General features: G+C 65.7%; 14 protein-coding genes and 1 pseudogene. 4 read left to right on the forward strand and 11 right to left on the reverse strand.

The window, feature by feature from the left end; all coding sequences use genetic code 11:
* Nucleotides 1-5 precede the first annotated feature (5 nt).
* Entirely contained in the window at nt 6-1,094 is a 1,089-nt protein-coding gene (locus BST14_RS02110; protein WP_083062942.1) for a sulfate/molybdate ABC transporter ATP-binding protein, read from the forward strand.
* 33 nt (nt 1,095-1,127) lie between these two features.
* Here the strand turns inward: BST14_RS02110 and BST14_RS02115 are convergent, their stop codons facing one another.
* The 3 genes from BST14_RS02115 to BST14_RS31630 all read right to left on the reverse strand — a co-directional run bounded on the left by BST14_RS02115 (nt 1,128) and on the right by BST14_RS31630 (nt 3,777).
* The gene (locus BST14_RS02115; protein WP_083062943.1) at nt 1,128-1,871 is read right to left on the reverse strand and encodes a phosphoadenylyl-sulfate reductase; all 744 of its coding nucleotides are present in this window, start codon (nt 1,869-1,871) and stop codon (nt 1,128-1,130) included.
* Nucleotides 1,868-3,535, reverse strand: a complete 1,668-nt coding sequence (locus tag BST14_RS02120) for a nitrite/sulfite reductase (RefSeq protein WP_083062944.1) — start codon at nt 3,533-3,535, stop codon at nt 1,868-1,870. Before BST14_RS02120 ends, BST14_RS02115 begins: the two co-directional genes overlap by 4 nt.
* Before the next feature lie 116 nt (nt 3,536-3,651).
* Complete coding sequence (locus BST14_RS31630; protein ID WP_368731244.1) at nt 3,652-3,777, reverse strand: Ms4527A family Cys-rich leader peptide; 126 nt, start codon at nt 3,775-3,777, stop codon at nt 3,652-3,654.
* A gap of 155 nt (nt 3,778-3,932) precedes the next feature.
* Here BST14_RS31630 and hemW point away from each other — a divergent pair, with 155 nt between their 5' ends.
* Nucleotides 3,933-5,105 (forward strand): radical SAM family heme chaperone HemW, encoded by a 1,173-nt coding sequence (gene hemW, locus BST14_RS02130; RefSeq protein ID WP_083062945.1) that lies wholly within the window; start codon nt 3,933-3,935, stop codon nt 5,103-5,105.
* A gap of 4 nt (nt 5,106-5,109) precedes the next feature.
* Here the strand turns inward: hemW and BST14_RS02135 are convergent, their stop codons facing one another.
* Together BST14_RS02135 and BST14_RS02140 are read right to left on the reverse strand one after the other, a co-directional pair.
* Nucleotides 5,110-6,342 (reverse strand): sodium-dependent bicarbonate transport family permease, encoded by a 1,233-nt coding sequence (locus tag BST14_RS02135; protein WP_083062946.1) that lies wholly within the window; start codon nt 6,340-6,342, stop codon nt 5,110-5,112.
* A gap of 284 nt (nt 6,343-6,626) precedes the next feature.
* Complete coding sequence (locus BST14_RS02140; protein WP_007769888.1) at nt 6,627-6,839, reverse strand: hypothetical protein; 213 nt, start codon at nt 6,837-6,839, stop codon at nt 6,627-6,629.
* 345 nt (nt 6,840-7,184) lie between these two features.
* Between BST14_RS02140 and BST14_RS02145 the strand changes: the two genes are divergently transcribed.
* Both BST14_RS02145 and BST14_RS02150 read left to right on the forward strand, forming a co-directional pair.
* Nucleotides 7,185-8,537 (forward strand): salicylate synthase, encoded by a 1,353-nt coding sequence (locus BST14_RS02145; protein ID WP_083062947.1) that lies wholly within the window; start codon nt 7,185-7,187, stop codon nt 8,535-8,537.
* A gap of 169 nt (nt 8,538-8,706) precedes the next feature.
* Nucleotides 8,707-9,722 (forward strand): annotated as a pseudogene (locus BST14_RS02150) (acyl-ACP desaturase).
* Nucleotides 9,723-9,774: 52 nt separating this feature from the next.
* On the opposite strand, the gene BST14_RS02155 reads toward BST14_RS02150, so the two are convergent.
* From BST14_RS02155 to BST14_RS02180, 6 genes are all read right to left on the reverse strand, one after another.
* Complete coding sequence (locus BST14_RS02155) at nt 9,775-10,689, reverse strand: MerR family transcriptional regulator (protein ID WP_083062948.1); 915 nt, start codon at nt 10,687-10,689, stop codon at nt 9,775-9,777.
* Nucleotides 10,690-10,703: 14 nt separating this feature from the next.
* Nucleotides 10,704-12,200, reverse strand: coding sequence for a flavin-containing monooxygenase (locus BST14_RS02160; protein ID WP_438502121.1), 1,497 nt, complete (start codon nt 12,198-12,200; stop codon nt 10,704-10,706).
* 2 nt (nt 12,201-12,202) lie between these two features.
* Nucleotides 12,203-13,123 carry a reductase gene (locus BST14_RS02165; RefSeq protein ID WP_083062950.1) on the reverse strand — a complete coding sequence of 307 codons (921 nt, stop codon included), beginning with the start codon at nt 13,121-13,123 and terminating at the stop codon, nt 12,203-12,205.
* A gap of 9 nt (nt 13,124-13,132) precedes the next feature.
* Entirely contained in the window at nt 13,133-13,996 is an 864-nt protein-coding gene (locus tag BST14_RS02170; protein WP_083062951.1) for an SDR family NAD(P)-dependent oxidoreductase, read from the reverse strand.
* A gap of 1 nt (nt 13,997) precedes the next feature.
* The gene (locus tag BST14_RS02175) at nt 13,998-15,002 is read right to left on the reverse strand and encodes an alpha/beta hydrolase (protein ID WP_158085843.1); all 1,005 of its coding nucleotides are present in this window, start codon (nt 15,000-15,002) and stop codon (nt 13,998-14,000) included.
* Nucleotides 15,003-15,160: 158 nt separating this feature from the next.
* Nucleotides 15,161-15,634, reverse strand: a complete 474-nt coding sequence (locus tag BST14_RS02180; RefSeq protein ID WP_142279223.1) for a hemerythrin domain-containing protein — start codon at nt 15,632-15,634, stop codon at nt 15,161-15,163.
* Nucleotides 15,635-15,772 lie beyond the last annotated feature (138 nt).

The raw sequence follows: 15,772 nt of genomic DNA on the forward strand, positions 1-15,772 counted from the left end.
GGAGAATGACCGTGACTCAAGCCAACAACCCGGACGACCTCGCCATCATCGTGCGCGACGCCAACAAGCGTTATGGCGATTTCGTCGCGCTGGACCATGTGGATTTCGTCGTGCCCACCGGCTCGCTGACCGCGTTGTTGGGCCCCAGCGGCTCGGGCAAGTCGACCCTGCTGCGCACCATCGCCGGCCTCGACCAACCCGATACCGGAACGGTGACCATCTACGGTCGTGACGTGACGCGGGTGCCGCCGCAGCGCCGCGGCATCGGGTTCGTGTTCCAGCACTACGCGGCGTTCAAACACTTGACGGTCCGCGACAACGTGGCCTACGGGCTCAAGGTCCGCAAGCGACCCAAAGCCGAAATCAAAGCCAAAGTCGACAACCTGCTGGAAGTGGTGGGGCTCAGCGGGTTTCAGGCCCGCTACCCCAACCAGCTGTCCGGCGGTCAGCGGCAGCGCATGGCGCTGGCCCGGGCGCTGGCCGTCGACCCGCAGGTGCTGCTGCTCGACGAGCCGTTCGGCGCCCTGGACGCCAAGGTGCGCGAGGACCTGCGGGCGTGGCTGCGGCGCCTGCACGACGAGGTGCACGTGACCACGGTGCTGGTCACCCACGACCAGGCTGAGGCGCTGGATGTCGCCGACCGGATCGCGGTGCTGAACAAGGGCCGCGTCGAGCAGGTCGGATCCCCGACCGACGTCTACGACACGCCGGCGAACGCGTTCGTGATGTCGTTCCTCGGTGCGGTGTCCACCCTCAACGGCACTCTGGTGCGCCCGCACGACATCCGGGTGGGCCGCAACCCCGAGATGTCGATCGCCGGCGGTGACGGCACGGCCGAGTCCGTCGGGGTGGTGCGTGCCGTCGTCGACCGGGTGGTGACGCTGGGCTTCGAGGTGCGGGTCGAATTGACCAGCGCGGCCACCGGTGGATTATTCACCGCCCAGATCACCCGCGGCGACGCCGAGGCCCTGGCCCTGCGCGAGGGCGACACCGTCTACGTGCGTGCCACCCGGGTTCCACCGATCGCCTTGGCGGCCAACGCAAGTCGCGCGAACGCGGCCGATGAGAACGAGAGCACGCTGACGTCGGCGTAACCGCCGGATTCGTCGTCGCTTGGACCGCTGCCGCTACGACGCGTGCAAACCGCATTCGGTCTTGGCCCGGCCCTGCCAGCGCCCGCTGCGCGGGTCTGCGCCGGCCAGCGGCTTGGCAGTGCAGGGCTGGCAGCCGATTGACGAATAGCCATCGTAGATAAGCGGATTGACCAGCACGCTGTGCTCGTCGATGTAATTCTGCACGTCCTCATCGGACCAGGTCGCCATCGGGTTGACCTTGACGAGCTTAAAGCCCTCGTCGAAGCCGACCACCGGCGCGTTGGCCCGCGTCGCGGTCTCCGACCGGCGCAGCCCGGTCACCCACGCTGAGTATCCGCGCAGCGTCTTGCCCAGCGGCGCGACCTTGCGCAACCGGCAGCACTCGCCGGGATCGCGGGCGAACAGGTCCTTGCCCAGCAGCCTGTCCTGCTCGGCGACGCTGTGCTCCGGGGTGACGTTGAGCACCCGGATGTCGTACACGGACTCGATAGCGTCCCGGGTACCGATGGTTTCCACGAAGTGATAACCGGTGTCCAAGAACACTACCGGCACGCCCGGGCGCACCTTTGAGGCCAGATCGATCAACACGGCCTCCTGCATGCTGGACGCCACCACGTAATTGCAGGTGGCCCAGCCGCGGGGCCCGTTGATACCGCCGAATGTTTCGTCAGTCCAACGCAACACGTCGGCGGCGCTGGCGCCCTCCAGTTCGGCCGCGCCGCGGGCGGCAAGCTCCCGCAATTCGGCTTCTGAAAGTTTGGTTGTGCGTTCGCTCATCGCAAATCGTCCTCGTCTGCCCTCATAGCCCACTGTGCGAAACGTTCACCCTCGCCGCGATATTTCAGGAAGTTACGTGTGACCCGCTCGATATAGTCGCCGAGCTCGTCACTGGTGACCTTGTGCTGGCGCAATTTTCGGCCGAATCCGCTGTCCAGGCCCAGGCTGCCGCCGAGATGAACCTGGAATCCCTCGACCGAACCGCCCTCTCCGTCGTCGACCATCTGGCCCTTGAGCCCGATGTCGGCGACCTGAATGCGGGCGCAGGAATTGGGGCAGCCGTTGATGTTGACGGTGATGGGCACGTCGAGCTGCTCGTTGATGTCGGCCAGGCGGCGCTCCAGCTCGGGCACCAAAGACTGCGCCTTGACCCGGGTTTCGGCGAATGACAACTTGCAGTATTCAATCCCGGTGCAGGCCATCAGATTCCGGCGCCAATGCGACGGCTGCGATTGCAGGCCGAGCGCGTCTAGGCCGGCGACCAGCTCGTCGAGCTTGTCGTCGGGCACGTCGAGGATGACCAGCTTCTGGTAGGGGGTGAGCCGGATCCGGTCCGAGCCGGCCCGTTCGGCCAGGTCGGCCACCGCGGTGAGGATGGTGCCCGACACCCGTCCGGCGATGGAGGCGACGCCCACCGCGTTGAGCCCGTTCTTGAGCCGCTGTACCCCGACATGGTCGATCGGATGCTTCAGCGGTTCGGGGGCGGGGCCGTCGATCAGCGGACGCTTGAGATACTCGGTTTCGAGAACTGCACGGAACTTTTCAATGCCCCAGTCCTTGACCAGAAACTTCAGCCGCGCCTTGGATCGCAAACGGCGGTAGCCGTAGTCGCGGAAGATCGAGGTCACCGCGTGCCACACCTCGGGCACCTCCTCGAGCGGCACCCAGGCTCCGACGCGCTGGCCCAGCATCGGGTTGGTCGACAACCCGCCACCGACCCACAGGTCCAGGCCGGGACCGTGCTCGGGGTGGTTGACGCCGATGAAGGCGACGTCGTTGACCTCGTGCACTACGTCCTGCAGACCCGAGATCGCCGTCTTGTACTTGCGCGGCAGGTCGGCGAAGTCGGGTTGGCCGATGTAGCGGCGCACGATCTCGTCGATCGCCCAGGTGGGGTCGAGCACCTCGTCGAGCGATTCACCGGCCAGCGGTGACCCCAGGATCACGCGGGGGCAGTCGCCGCACGCCTCGGCGGTCTGCAGTCCGACCGCGGCGAGCCGCCGCCAGATCTCGGGGACGTTCTCCACCTCGATCCAGTGGTACTGCACGTTTTCGCGGTCGGTGATGTCGGCGGTGTCGCGGGCGAATTCCGTGGAGATCTGGCCCACCGTGCGCAGCGCGGCCACCGACAGCGCGCCGCCGTCGCAACGCACCCGCATCATGAAGTATCGGGCTTCCAGCAATTCGGCGTTGTCGTCGCCGGTGAACGTGCCGTCGTACCCCTGCTCGCGCTGGGTGTACAGCCCCCACCAGCGGAAACGCCCCCGTAGGTCGCTCTTGTCGATGCTGTCGAAGCCGTTGCGGGCATAGACGGTCTCGATGCGCTCCCGAACGTCCAGCGGGGCGCCGGCCTGCTTCATCTCTTCGTTCGGGTTCAGCGGCTCACGATTTCCCAGTGCCCACTGGCCCTCGTTTCGGGGCTTCGCGGCTCGGGCGGTGGTCATCGGAAGTTCTCTCCTTTGGAAAAGATCGCCAGCGCGGCCAGCACAGTTCACCGGCACTTTTGGGCGGCGCGGAAACGTCGGCCAGCTGGAGACGCAGGGGGGCTGGGTCTACCACGTCAAGGCAGACAGATACAGCTGCAAACGCGCTTGAGATCGATGTGCCGTCGCGCCACGAGCACCATGTGCGGGCTGGGCTGGTCAACGGTCACGCCCCCATTGTGCCATGGCTGTCCGACGGCCATGCGAGCAGGTCAAATCTTGGCTCACGGTGATTAAAATTACCGGCCGACTCTGGGAGGTCGCCCTGGCAAAGCCTTAGAACTTCGTGCGACCGCCGGCGGTCGGGGGCGGCGAACCGACGGCTCGGGTGCACCGGTTCGGCGTGGGATCATGTGGCATGGCCATTCGCGAAAACCCGGTCGAGCTGCCCGACGTCGGGCCGGTCGACGGGTCGCCGTTTGGCATCTATGTGCACGTACCGTTCTGCGTAACACGTTGCGGCTATTGCGATTTCAACACTTACACCCCGGCCGAGTTGGGTGGCGTCAATCCGGACGCCTGGCTCAGCGCGCTGGGGACCGAACTGGAACTGGCGGCCGCGAGGTTGCAGGCGCCCCCGGTGAGCACCGTGTTTGTCGGTGGCGGGACGCCGTCGCTGCTGGGCGGTGCGCGGATGGCGACGCTGCTGAAAATGGTGCGCCAGCACTTCACGCTGGCGCCCGATGCCGAGGTCACCACCGAGGCCAACCCGGAGTCGGCATGGCCGGATTTCTTCGACGCGATCCGCGCGGCCGGCTACACCCGGGTATCGCTGGGGATGCAGTCGGTGGCGCCGAGGGTGCTGGGAGTCCTGGACCGAATCCACACCCCGAACCGGTCGGCCGCCGCCGCCCGCGAGGCGCTGGCCGCCGGCTTCGAGCACGTCAGCCTCGATTTGATCTACGGAACTCCGGGGGAGTCCGACGACGACCTGTTGTGCTCGGTCGAGGCCGCGATCGAGACCGGCGTGGATCACGTGTCCGCCTATGCGCTGGTCGTCGAGGAAGGCACCGCGCTGGCCCGGCGGGTCCGGCGCGGCGAACTGGCCGCCCCCGATGACGACGTGCTGGCCCACCGCTACGAGTTGGTGGACGCGCGGCTGTTCCAGGCCGGATTGTCGTGGTACGAGGTGTCCAACTGGTCGCGGCCGGGCGGCGAATGCCGTCACAATCTCGGCTACTGGGACGGTGGCCAGTGGTGGGGCGCGGGGCCAGGCGCGCACGGCTACCTCGGTGCGACGCGCTGGTGGAATGTCAAGCACCCCAACGCGTATGCGGAACGGTTGAGCGCGGCGGCGCTGCCGGTGGCCGGGTTCGAGCAGCTGGACGCCGGCGCCTTGCATACCGAGGACGTGCTGTTGAAAACCCGCCTGCGCCAAGGACTCCCGGTGGCATTGCTGGATCCGGCCGAGCGGGAGCGTGCCGAGGGCGTGGTTGCCGACGGGTTGCTGGCGTCCGACGGTGACAGGCTGGTCCTTACCGCGCGCGGACGGCTGCTGGCCGACGCCGTGGTGCGGACGCTGCTCGGTTAACTCGTCAGGCTCCGGGGAACCAATGCCCGACGATGCGGGCAATCTCGATGTATAGCGGGATGCCGATGGTGACGTTGTAGGAGAACGTCAGGCCCAGTGAGGCGGCCAGCGGCAGGGTCGGGCTGGCTTCCGGGATTGCCAGGCGCTGCACCGCCGGAACGGCGATGTAGGACGAGGCACCGCACAGCACCGCGAACAGCACGTACGTTCCCGGCTTGAAATCGGTGTGGGTGAGGTAGGCGTAGGTGTGGGCGACGATGATTCCCAGCGCTGCGAAGATGTTCGGCGCCAGCAGACCGTAGAGGATGAAGCCCGGGCCCGCCGTGCGCAGGTCCTTCAGCTTGCGGGCGGCCGTCATGCCCATCTCGAGCAGGAACAGGCAGAGCACGCCCTGGAAGGCCACCACGAAGAATGAGTCGTCGGCGGCAACGACCTTTTGGCCCTGCAGACCACTGACGAGGCCGATGACGATTCCGCCGAAGAGAAGGACCAGACCGGGGTTGAGGAACACCTCTTGCATGAGTTCACGGGAGAGAAAGGGCTGCTTTTCGACCCTGACGTGGTCGTGCTCGGAGTCCGGATGATCCAGCTTTTCCATCGAAAGCTCCAGCTCCTGCTCGATGGCGGCTTCCTCTTGGCTCTCGAGACTCTGTCCGTGCGGAGGACGGGCGGCCGTCCCGGGGCCGACGCCCACCTTGACCGGTGGCGTGTAGCCGGCCTCGTCGGGCATGTAGCCCGCCGAGTCCATCCCCCGATGCCGCAGTCGCGCAACCAGATACAGCGCCACCAGGCAGCCGGGAACCTCCATGACGGCCAGCATCACGGGCATGTAAGCGTCGAACACGAGGTTGACGGTGGCCAGCACCGCCACGCAGGTGGCGAACGTTCCCGCCGAATCCGAACCGTAATAGCCGGCGACCGTCGCTCGATCGACCGCTCGCAGCGAGGTCAGCACAGTCAGCAATAGGTAGGCGATGCAGCCGATCACGAAGTTGAGCAGGAAGCCCACCACCATGAATCCGACGATGGCGCCGACGCTGGAAGCCTTGACTTGGGCGAGCTCTTCACCGCCGTGCCAGCCGATGGCCAGCAACAGGTACATCGTCAATCCCTGATAGATGACGTAAGGAAATTCGAACCGCACCTTGAGGATCGGAATCAGGAACCCGAAGTAGAAGAACAACAAAAGCGGTTTGAACAGGTTGTGGGTGAAGTTGTGCCAGAACTCTTGCAGCATTAATGCCTCCGTGAAATTAGAGCGCTGATCTGGGGAAGCACCGTCCGCAAGCGGAGCAACCACGAAACAACATCCCGACGACCGTCAAGAATTTATCCCCGCCGTAGGCCCGCCGCCACTCGGCAGTACACAGGGTGTCGGCCACCCCGCAAGGCTGCCGGTGACCGGGAAAACTGCTGGTCAGAGCGGAGATCATCCGTTCGAAAGTCCGTGCGTGGGGCCGTTAACGCTGCCGCTAGTTTGGTGTGAAAGTGCTGTGTGTTTACTGTGGAATCAATAAAGCGTCAACGCGCCGACGGGACGAGCGAGGGCCGGACGCCGGCGCCCTTCTTCCGGTGCGTCACCGACAGCCACGCGGACGGCGAGTAATGCGTCGTGATTTCCTCGAAACCGTCGACCCGGGAAACCGACAGCACGCCCGTCTGCGGATTGATCTCCAGCTCGTCGCCTTCGCTCGCGTGCACTTCCTCGCCGTTGAAAAGCCGGATTATGAACACGGCGTTCCTCCAATGCGGCAATCCGGGCGGTGCAGGCAGTGACGCTAGGAAAAGTCTGGCTGCCGGAGCCGCCTATTGTGCGGCCGCGACGTAAACGGTTGGGAAACCTTTGGGGCGGCGATCGTCACGGCCGACGGCCGGACCTGCCCCGCGAGGGCGCAGTTTTAGCGGCTCTACCCGCACAAACGGCTCGGTAATGCCGGGGCCGCAACGGGCTGCGAGGGACGCGCCGGACCGGCGCAGCGATTTAACTCCGCGGGAGTTTTAGCCGAATGCGGCAATCGAGCGGGCGCTTCGCGGGATCGGTTGCGCACAGCTACATAGGTTAGGCTACATTTACTAATCGTGACCGAGGTCAGCGTCGAGACAAGTCCCGCCGGCTCTGAGTCGCCGTCGATCCCGCTTCCCGTGCATATCGACCCGGCGGACCTGGCGGCCGAGTTGGCCGCGGAGCTCTCCGACCGCGTCGGGGAACAGTATCTGCTCTATGAGCGCGGTGGTGAATGGGTGCTCGCCACCGGCGTGCGCGCCATGATCGAGCTCGACAGCGACGAGCTGCGGGTGATCCGCGACGGCGTGACCCAATGCCAACAATGGTCGGGCCGGCCGGGGCCGGTTCTCGGCGAAGCCATCGACCGGCTGTTGCTGGAGACCGACCAGCTCTTTGGCTGGATTGCCTTCGAGTTCGGCGTGTATCGCTACGGGCTGCAGCAGCGACTGGCGCCGGGAACCGCACTTGCCCGGGTGTTTTGGCCGAACGGCCGCATCGTGGTGACCCGGGAGGGGGTTCGCCTGTCCGGTGCATCGGCCGACCACCGGGACGAAGTCCTGGACGTGCTCGGCGCCGGCGTGTCCGACGTGCGCGGCGCCTCGGTGGTCGACGTGATCGCTGACCCGTCCGGCTACCGTGACCGGGTCGCGTCGGCAGTCGGCGAGATCGCCGCGGGCCACTATCACAAAGTCATCCTTTCCCGCTCTCTCGAAGTGCCTTTCCCGCTCGACTTCCCGTCCACCTATCGGCTGGCCCGGCGGCACAACACCCCGGTGAGGTCGTTTCTGCTGCGGCTGGGCGGAATTCGCGCCGTGGGTTACAGCCCGGAACTGGTCGCGGCCGTCCACCATGACGGCGTCGTGGTGACCGAACCGCTGGCGGGAACCCGTGCACTCGGCCGCGGCGAGGTCCGTGACCGCCAGGCCCGCGACGACTTGGAGACGAATTCCAAAGAGATTGTCGAGCACGCCATTTCGGTACGAAGCTCGCTGCAGGAAATGGCCGAGATCGCCGAGCCCGGCACCGCAGTCGTCACCGATTTCATGACGGTGCGGGAACGGGGGAGCGTGCAACACCTCGGCTCCACAATCAGCGGCCGTCTTGACACCTCGAACGACCGGATGGACGCGCTCGAGGCGCTGTTCCCCGCGGTCACCGCCTCGGGCATCCCAAAAGCCGCCGGGGTCGAAGCGATCATGCGCCTCGACGAGGGGCCGCGCGGGCTGTATTCGGGTGCGGTCGTGATGATTTCGGCCGACGGCGGCCTGGATGCGGCGCTGACGTTGCGGGCGGCTTACGAGCGTGACGGCAGGACGTGGCTGCGGGCGGGTGCGGGCATCATCGAGGGGTCCACGCCCGATCGTGAGTTCGAAGAGACCTGCGAGAAGCTGTCCACGCTGGCGCCGTATCTGATTGCGCGTCAATAGCTTTTACGGTGGGCCCGCTCGCCCGGCCGTTCGGTGTTCCCTGCGTCACGGTTCATGGCAGTAGTGACTTTCGGCCCTATTTGCCCTTTTCCCTCGCGTGTCATTTTTATGTAACCGCATGACACAGATACACCGCGGTTACGCCGCGACGGATAACTGGGAGGGCTTTGTGTCCAAACCTCTGACCAACCTGCAGCTACTTCACGAGCTCGAGCCGGTGGTCGAGCACCTGCTCAATCGCCACCTCTCGATGTTCAAGGAGTGGAGTCCGCACGATTACGTTCCCTGGTCGGACGGGAAGAATTTCTACGGGCCCGACGGCCAGGATTGGCAGCCCGGACAGAGCGCGCTGCCGGACGTCGCGCAGGTCGCGATGGTGCAAAACCTGCTGACCGAGGACAATTTGCCGTCCTACCACCGTGAGATCGCGATGAACTTCAGCATGGACGGGCCGTGGGGACAGTGGGTGAATCGATGGACCGCCGAGGAGGCCCGACACAGCACGGCGTTGCGCGACTACCTCGTGGTGACCCGCGCCGTCGATCCGGTGGAGCTGGAGAAGCTGCGGCTCGAGCAAATGACGAGAGGTTTCAGCCCGGGCCAGAATCAGCAGGGCGACATGTTCGCTGAAAGCCTGTTCGACTCGGTCATGTACGTCTCTTTCCAGGAACTCGCCACCCGGGTCTCACACCGCAACACGGGCAAGGCCAGCAACGACACCGTCGCCGAGCAGTTGATGGCCAGGGTGTCGCACGACGAAAACCTGCACATGCTTTTCTACCGGGATGTCAGCGCCGCGGGTTTGGACATCGCCCCCGACCAGGCGATGAGGTCGGTGCATCGAATCCTGCGCAATTTCAAGATGCCCGGATTCACGGTTCCGGAGTTTCGCCGCAAGGCGGTGATCATCGCGGTCGGCGGCGTCTATGACCCGCGCATTCACCTCGACGAAGTCGTGATGCCGGTGCTGAGGAAGTGGCGAATTTTCGAACGCGAAGACTTCACCGGTGAAGCGGCGCGATGCGCGACGATCTCGCGCTGCTAATCATGGAACTCGAGGATGCCTCGGAGCGATTCGACGAGTCCAAGCGGCGCTACCTCGAGCGGGAGGCCCGCAGGACCGAGAAGATCACTGCGAGCAAAGTGCTTCAAACGAAAGGAACTTTGACGCTGAGCCAGCACTGACGCAGTTGTCTGCGAGGACCGCGAATACCTCGAGGTGCGCGCGACGCCGGCCTCAGACCGAAGAGGTCGATTCGAGATAGTCGGTCAAGATGCGGCCGACGAGCGACTCGATGTTGGATTCGATGGACGACGCGAGCGTGGCGGTGACGGTGGCCACCGCTTGAGTGCGGAAGCGCACCAACATGGTGATGAGCTCGGCGATTTCGGCGTCGGCCGGCAGCGGTTCACCGGGCTTGATGCGGTCGAGCACATGTTCGGCCCCGGCGCGCACCAGCATGTCGCTGATCTTGTCGATCTCAGGGACGATCTGCTCGTGCAGGTCGATGAGCTTGTCCAATTTGACGCCGTAACCGCGGATTTCGTTGAACGCCTCGATGAGCTTTGGGCGGGTGATGGTGGCCTGCGTCCCATCGATCCGGATCAGCTGAAGCGCCACCAGGCGGTCGAACGCATCGGCGTCGTCGACCAGTCGCTGGGCGTGAGCCAGCGACACGGTTTCCGGCTTCTCGGTGGTCCAGGTGCCGACGATAGCGGTTTCCAGGCCCAGCACGTCGCCGAGGTTTTTGCCTTCCTCCCACGCGCTGAGCATTTCGCGCACGTGTGCGATGTTGTAGCCGCGGTCGAGCATCGAGGTGATGAGCCGCAGCCGGGTCAGATGGGTGTCGTTGAACAGGGCGATGCGCCCCACCCGCAGTGGCGGCGGCAGCAGCCCGCGGTCGCGGTAGACGCGGATGTTGCGGGTGGTGGTGCCGGCCAGCCGGGCCAGGTCGTCGATCCGGTATTCACCGGAGTTCGCGTCGCCGTGCGGGTGCCGGACGGCCGACTCGAAAAGCTGGGACACCGCGCCCTCGATGAGTTGGCGGTATTCCCGCGATTGGCGCCGCACGCGCTTGGGCGCGCGCCGCACGTTGTGCAGCACGCCGGCGATGGTGCCGGGTTCGGGCCGCGATGCGCGTTCGGTGGCCATGTCGGTGCGGCCGCTCAGGCCGACGCGGTGGCCCGCGTCTGGGCGCGGCGCGCCACCGCCTGGTAGTGCTCGTACCGGAAATCCCTCATCTGGCGAAGATACTGCGTCGCGAAACCGGGATACATCGACCCGTTGTATCCGTCCTTGGTCAGGTACCAACTGCGGCAACCTGACATCCAGGTCGTTTTGGTAAGCCGGCGTTGCAGGTCCTCGTTGTGTCGGCGCTGGACCTCGTCGCGCACATCGAGATAACGCAGGTCCTCGTTGAGGATGGTGGTGATGCCGCGCACGGCGTAGTCGAGCTGGCCCTCGATGTAGACCAGCAGCGAGTTGTGCCCCGGCCCGGAGTTCGGGCCGGTCATGATGAACAGGTTCGGATACCCGTGCACGTTGATGCTCTTGTAGGCCTGTGCGCCGTAGGCCCATTCGGCGGCCAGCGACCGCCCGTTGAGCCCGGTGACCGGAAACGGCGGACCGGTGAGATGCACGTCGTACCCGGTGGCGAACACGATGCAGTCGAGGTGGTGCTCGATGCCGTCGCTGGTGCGAATGCCGACCGGGCTCAAGGTGGCGATCGGCCAGTCGATGAGCTTGCAGTTGTCGCGTTGCAGCGCGGGGTAGTAGTCGCTGGACACCAGCATGCGTTTACACCCCGGCCTGAAGTCCGGCGTCAACTGACGCCGCAGCCAGGGATCCTTCACCTGGGCGCGCAGGTGGGCCCGCCCCAGCCGGGCGACCAGCGACGTCAGCGGTGTGTCCCACACCAGTGCCGTGGCGCTTGCCTCGTGGCCCCAGTACAGCGCTTGGCGTGCAAGCTGTTGAGTGGCAGGGACTTTGGTGAACAAAGCCTGCACCGCCGGTGGGGTGGCGACGTCCAAGCGGGGCAGCACCCAGCACGGTGTGCGCTGAAAGACCTTGACGAACCCGGCGCGCTTGACCAGCTCGGGGATGATCTGGATGGCGCTGGCACCGGTACCGATGACCGCGACCCGCTTGCCGGCGAAGTCGTAGTCGTGATCCCAGCGCGCGCTGTGGATCTTGTGTCCGCGGTAGGTGTCCAGGCCCCGGATGTCGGGGAAGCTGACGTCGGACAGGGGACCCGAGGCCAGCACGACGGTGCGGGCGTCAAACCTCTTGCGGTTCTTGGTGGTGGCGGTCCAGGCCCCGGCTTCGGCGTCGAAGGTCAAGCCCTTGACTTCGTGGCCGAACCTGATGCGGCTGCGGATGTCGAATCTGCTCGCCATCTCCTCGAGATGCCGGTAGATCTCGGGGGCCGGCGAGTAGGTGCGCGACCAGGTCGGGTTCTTGACGAAGGAGTAGGAGTACAGCAGCGACGGGACGTCACAGCTGGCCCCGGGATACGTTGTGTCGCGCCAGGTCCCGCCGACGCGATCGGCGCGCTCGAGCAGCACGACGTCGTCGACGCCGGCCTCGGCCAGGCGGATCGCCGCCCCCAGTCCGGTGAAGCCGGCCCCGATGATGAGCGCCGCATGGACGCGGTCGGTGGCCACGGTCACGCCGCCGGCTCGTGGGTGAGCTCTTTAACCCAGGTCGGCACCGACGGAAGCAGGGGCCGCGGGTACCGGTCGGACAGCCACACCATCGAATTCGCCAGCAGGTGGTACGGGTGGCGTGGATTGGTGACCACTCCGGCGTAGCGCCGCAGGAAACGATAAGTCGGTACCCGCCCGGTACGCTCGCCGCGATCACCAAGCTCTCGGAATCGTTTCACAGCCCGGTAGAGCCGCTCCGGCTCCATACCCATGGCGGTGATCTCGTTGCGGATCCTGTTGATCAGCGGTGCGCCCATGATCGCGCCGATGATCAGGCCCGGAGTGGCATTGTGACCGACGAAGTCGATCAGTAACCGCCGGACCTTTGCGTGCCCGATCATGTCCAGCACCTCGAAATCGACGACCAGATGGCGGGATTCGTCGTTGTTGATCTTCTCGAAGACCTGGTGACACAGAGGGTCGTGCACCTCGTCGAGGAGGAATTTCAACAGGGCGCCGTCGAGTGCGACTTCGAGCATCGGAATCACGGTGCCGAGCAAAGACAGCGGCATGTCGTCGGCCCAGCGGTCCAACCAGTCGATCGCCAGTCGGATGTTCACGTTCGGCTCGGGAACCTCGCCGTCCTCGAGCATGCCCCAGCGCTTCATCAGCGCCAATTCAGCGTTGGCGTGGCGCTGCTCCTCGGCGTGGAAGTAGCGGTAGATCTCGGCGATGGTCGGCGTGGGTGCCTTCTTCGCCAGCGCCGCGAAGCCCCTGGCGCCGATGTTTTCGATCCAGCACAGGTCGGCCATGAAAGCCTTGAGTTGTGGCCGCTGTTCATCACTGATCATCTCGGCGCCGGGCGCCTCCCAGTTGATGTCGGCGAGTGCCCACTGCCGGTCCTTGATCTTGGCGAGCATGGCTTCCATGTCGATGGCCATCGGGAGCTCCTATTCCTCGGGTGATCGGGGCAGGTTGATGCGGGACATCAGGCCGGCCGCCCGCGTATAGGTCTGCGGGGCAAGGCGTTTGATGTTCCAGCCGATCTTGGCGTCGAATTGCGGCATGCAGTACAGCTCGCCTCGGTCGTGCGCATCCAGGCAGTCACGCGCGACCTTCTCGGCGGATAATCCGGTCCACCGCATCAGCTTTGCGGCCAGTTCGCTGGATTGCTCGCTGATGCGGCCGGATTCGAGGATGTTGGTCTTGACGAAGGTGGGGCACAGCACGGTGACCCGCACCGGTGTCCCGGCCAGTTCGGCGGCTAGGGTTTCCGAGAGTGAGAGCACACCGGCCTTGCTGACGTTATAGGCGGCCATGCCGGGCGCCGCTCCGAACGCCGCGGCCGAGGCCACGTTGATGATGCCGCGGGGGGCGCGTAGCCGCTCGGCCTCGCGCAGGATCGGGGTGAACACGTGGCAGCCGTGAATCGGCCCCCACAGGTTGATCGCCAGGGTCCAGCGCCAATCGTCCAGCGGCGCGCCGCCGATGGCGGCACCGCCCGCGCCGACACCGGCGTTGTTGATCACCAGCGTCGGCGGCCCCGCGAACCACGCCCGCGACTGCTCGGCCAACGCCTGCACATCGTCGAATCGCGATACGTCGCAACGGATGCCGATCGCTTTCGCGCCGTGCTCGGTGACCGCGTCGGCCGTTTGTTGTGCGGCGTCCTGGTCGATGTCGCTGCACACGACCGCACCGCCCCGCCTGGCCAGCTCGACGGCGAACGCGGCGCCGATGCCGCTTCCCGCGCCGGTCACCACGGCCAAGGCGCCGCGGCTGGTTTTCGGCCTGTTGAGGAGTCTGTCGAGCATGTCAGCGGGCCCCTTCGGTGACGGCGCGCGCATCCTGCAGGGCGTGCGCGATGAAGCGCGCGACATAGGCCATCGCCTTGGCGGCTTCGGGCGTCATGCGTGGCAGCGCCTGAAAGACGTGCACCTGATGGGGCCAGATCTGCAGTTCGCATCGGCCGCCGGCAGTCCGGATGTCGGCGGCGAGCTGGCGTGCGTCCTCTTCCAGCATCTCGGCGCCGCCGGCCTGGATCAGGGTCGGGGGGAGCGCCGGGCCGCCGGCGACGTCGAGCGTCAGTCGTTGATGGGTGAGGTCGACGCCGCTGTGGTAGAGGCCGACGAGGCGGACCGCGTTCGCCGCCCGAGTGGCGGGATCGGGGCGTATTCGCTCCCGGGCCAGCGCCAGTTCGAACGTGAGGTCGTACAGGGGAGAGAACAGCACCATGGCGGCGGGGTGCTTGACCCCGGGTTGCAGCAGCAAGTCGACGGACAGGTGACCGCCCGCCGAATCCCCGCATATCACAATCTGTTTCGGCGGAACCCCGCAGGTCTCGACGAGCCAGTCCCAGCCCGCGCGGACGTCGTCGGCCGCGGTGGGGAAGCGGTGTTTCGGGGCCAGTCGGTAATCGATGCATAACACCGGCAGGCCGGTCAGGGCCGATAGCCAGGATGTCAAGCGGCGGTGGGTCTTTGGCGAGCACACGGCGTAGCCGCTGCCGTGCACGTAGTAGATCGTGCCCTCGCTCGTCGAGGAGCGCTCGGTGTGGCTTGTCGGTGTTCGCGGTCCGTAGACCCATTCACCCTTCACGCGGCGGCCGTCGGACAGCCTGGTGTCGACGGATTCGACGCGGGCGCCCGCGAGCGAGGGGCCGAACGTGCCCATGATCCTGGCGATGATCTGGCGCGATAGCCACAGCCCCCACGCCCGCTCGGGCGGGATCACGCCGGTGATCGGCCGCAGGGTGTACGTACTTACTGCTGCCGCGCCGCGAGATCGCAACGACCCGCGAGCCGGAACGCCGTCGACCATGCAACGAAGTCAACAACAAATGGTGACATTAGTCAATGGCAGCTTCGAGGGTGGCAGGCGATTGACGGCCAAACATGCTGCATGCTGCGCCTGTTATCGAAAGAACCCGCGGTCGCTACGAATCGACCTGGCCGGCTACGCCGTTAACCTCGTTGGCCTCAACTCTTCGCCTGCCGACACTTCCACCCTTCGGGCAAGCGGCCGGTGGCGACAAACCTCGTCAGTTCCGCGCTTGTTGATGCAGGCAAATCGTAGTTGGCATGCAGATAGATGGCCGGCTCCTCGTTGAAGCTGTGCGCGCGAAGCTGACCGAGCAGCCGGTCGCACATGGCCTCAAGCGGCGGACCGTCTGCTGGATCATCCAGCAGCTGACTCAGATTTTCCATCGTTTCCCATAGCTGGCCATGTTCGCGGGTCATCACAACGATCGGCATCATTATTCCGGCATCCCGGAGGGGCGGGAAAAGAAAGACCTCCTCAAGATAGATGTGCTGACGAAGCGCATCCAACATCGCCGTGACGAGCTCGGTCTGCATGCCGCCGGCTTCGAGCTTTGCGATGAATGACTGGATCGCAGCACCGATTTCGCGATGTTGCCGCAGCAGGGCCGCCAAGTTCAGGCGGCGGGTCAAGTCGCGGGCCCCCGGCCGGACAGCCCTTGGTGTATGCCCTCGCTGATTTGTTGCCGCGATAGCGGACCATCGGTCGAAGCGCTCCGGTCGCAGCTACAACTGATGCCGTTGAACGGTTCGGGGTCGTCGCCGCCAGGG

The organism is Mycobacterium arosiense ATCC BAA-1401 = DSM 45069, assembly GCF_002086125.1.
GTDB classification, from domain to species: Bacteria; Actinomycetota; Actinomycetes; order Mycobacteriales; family Mycobacteriaceae; genus Mycobacterium; species Mycobacterium arosiense.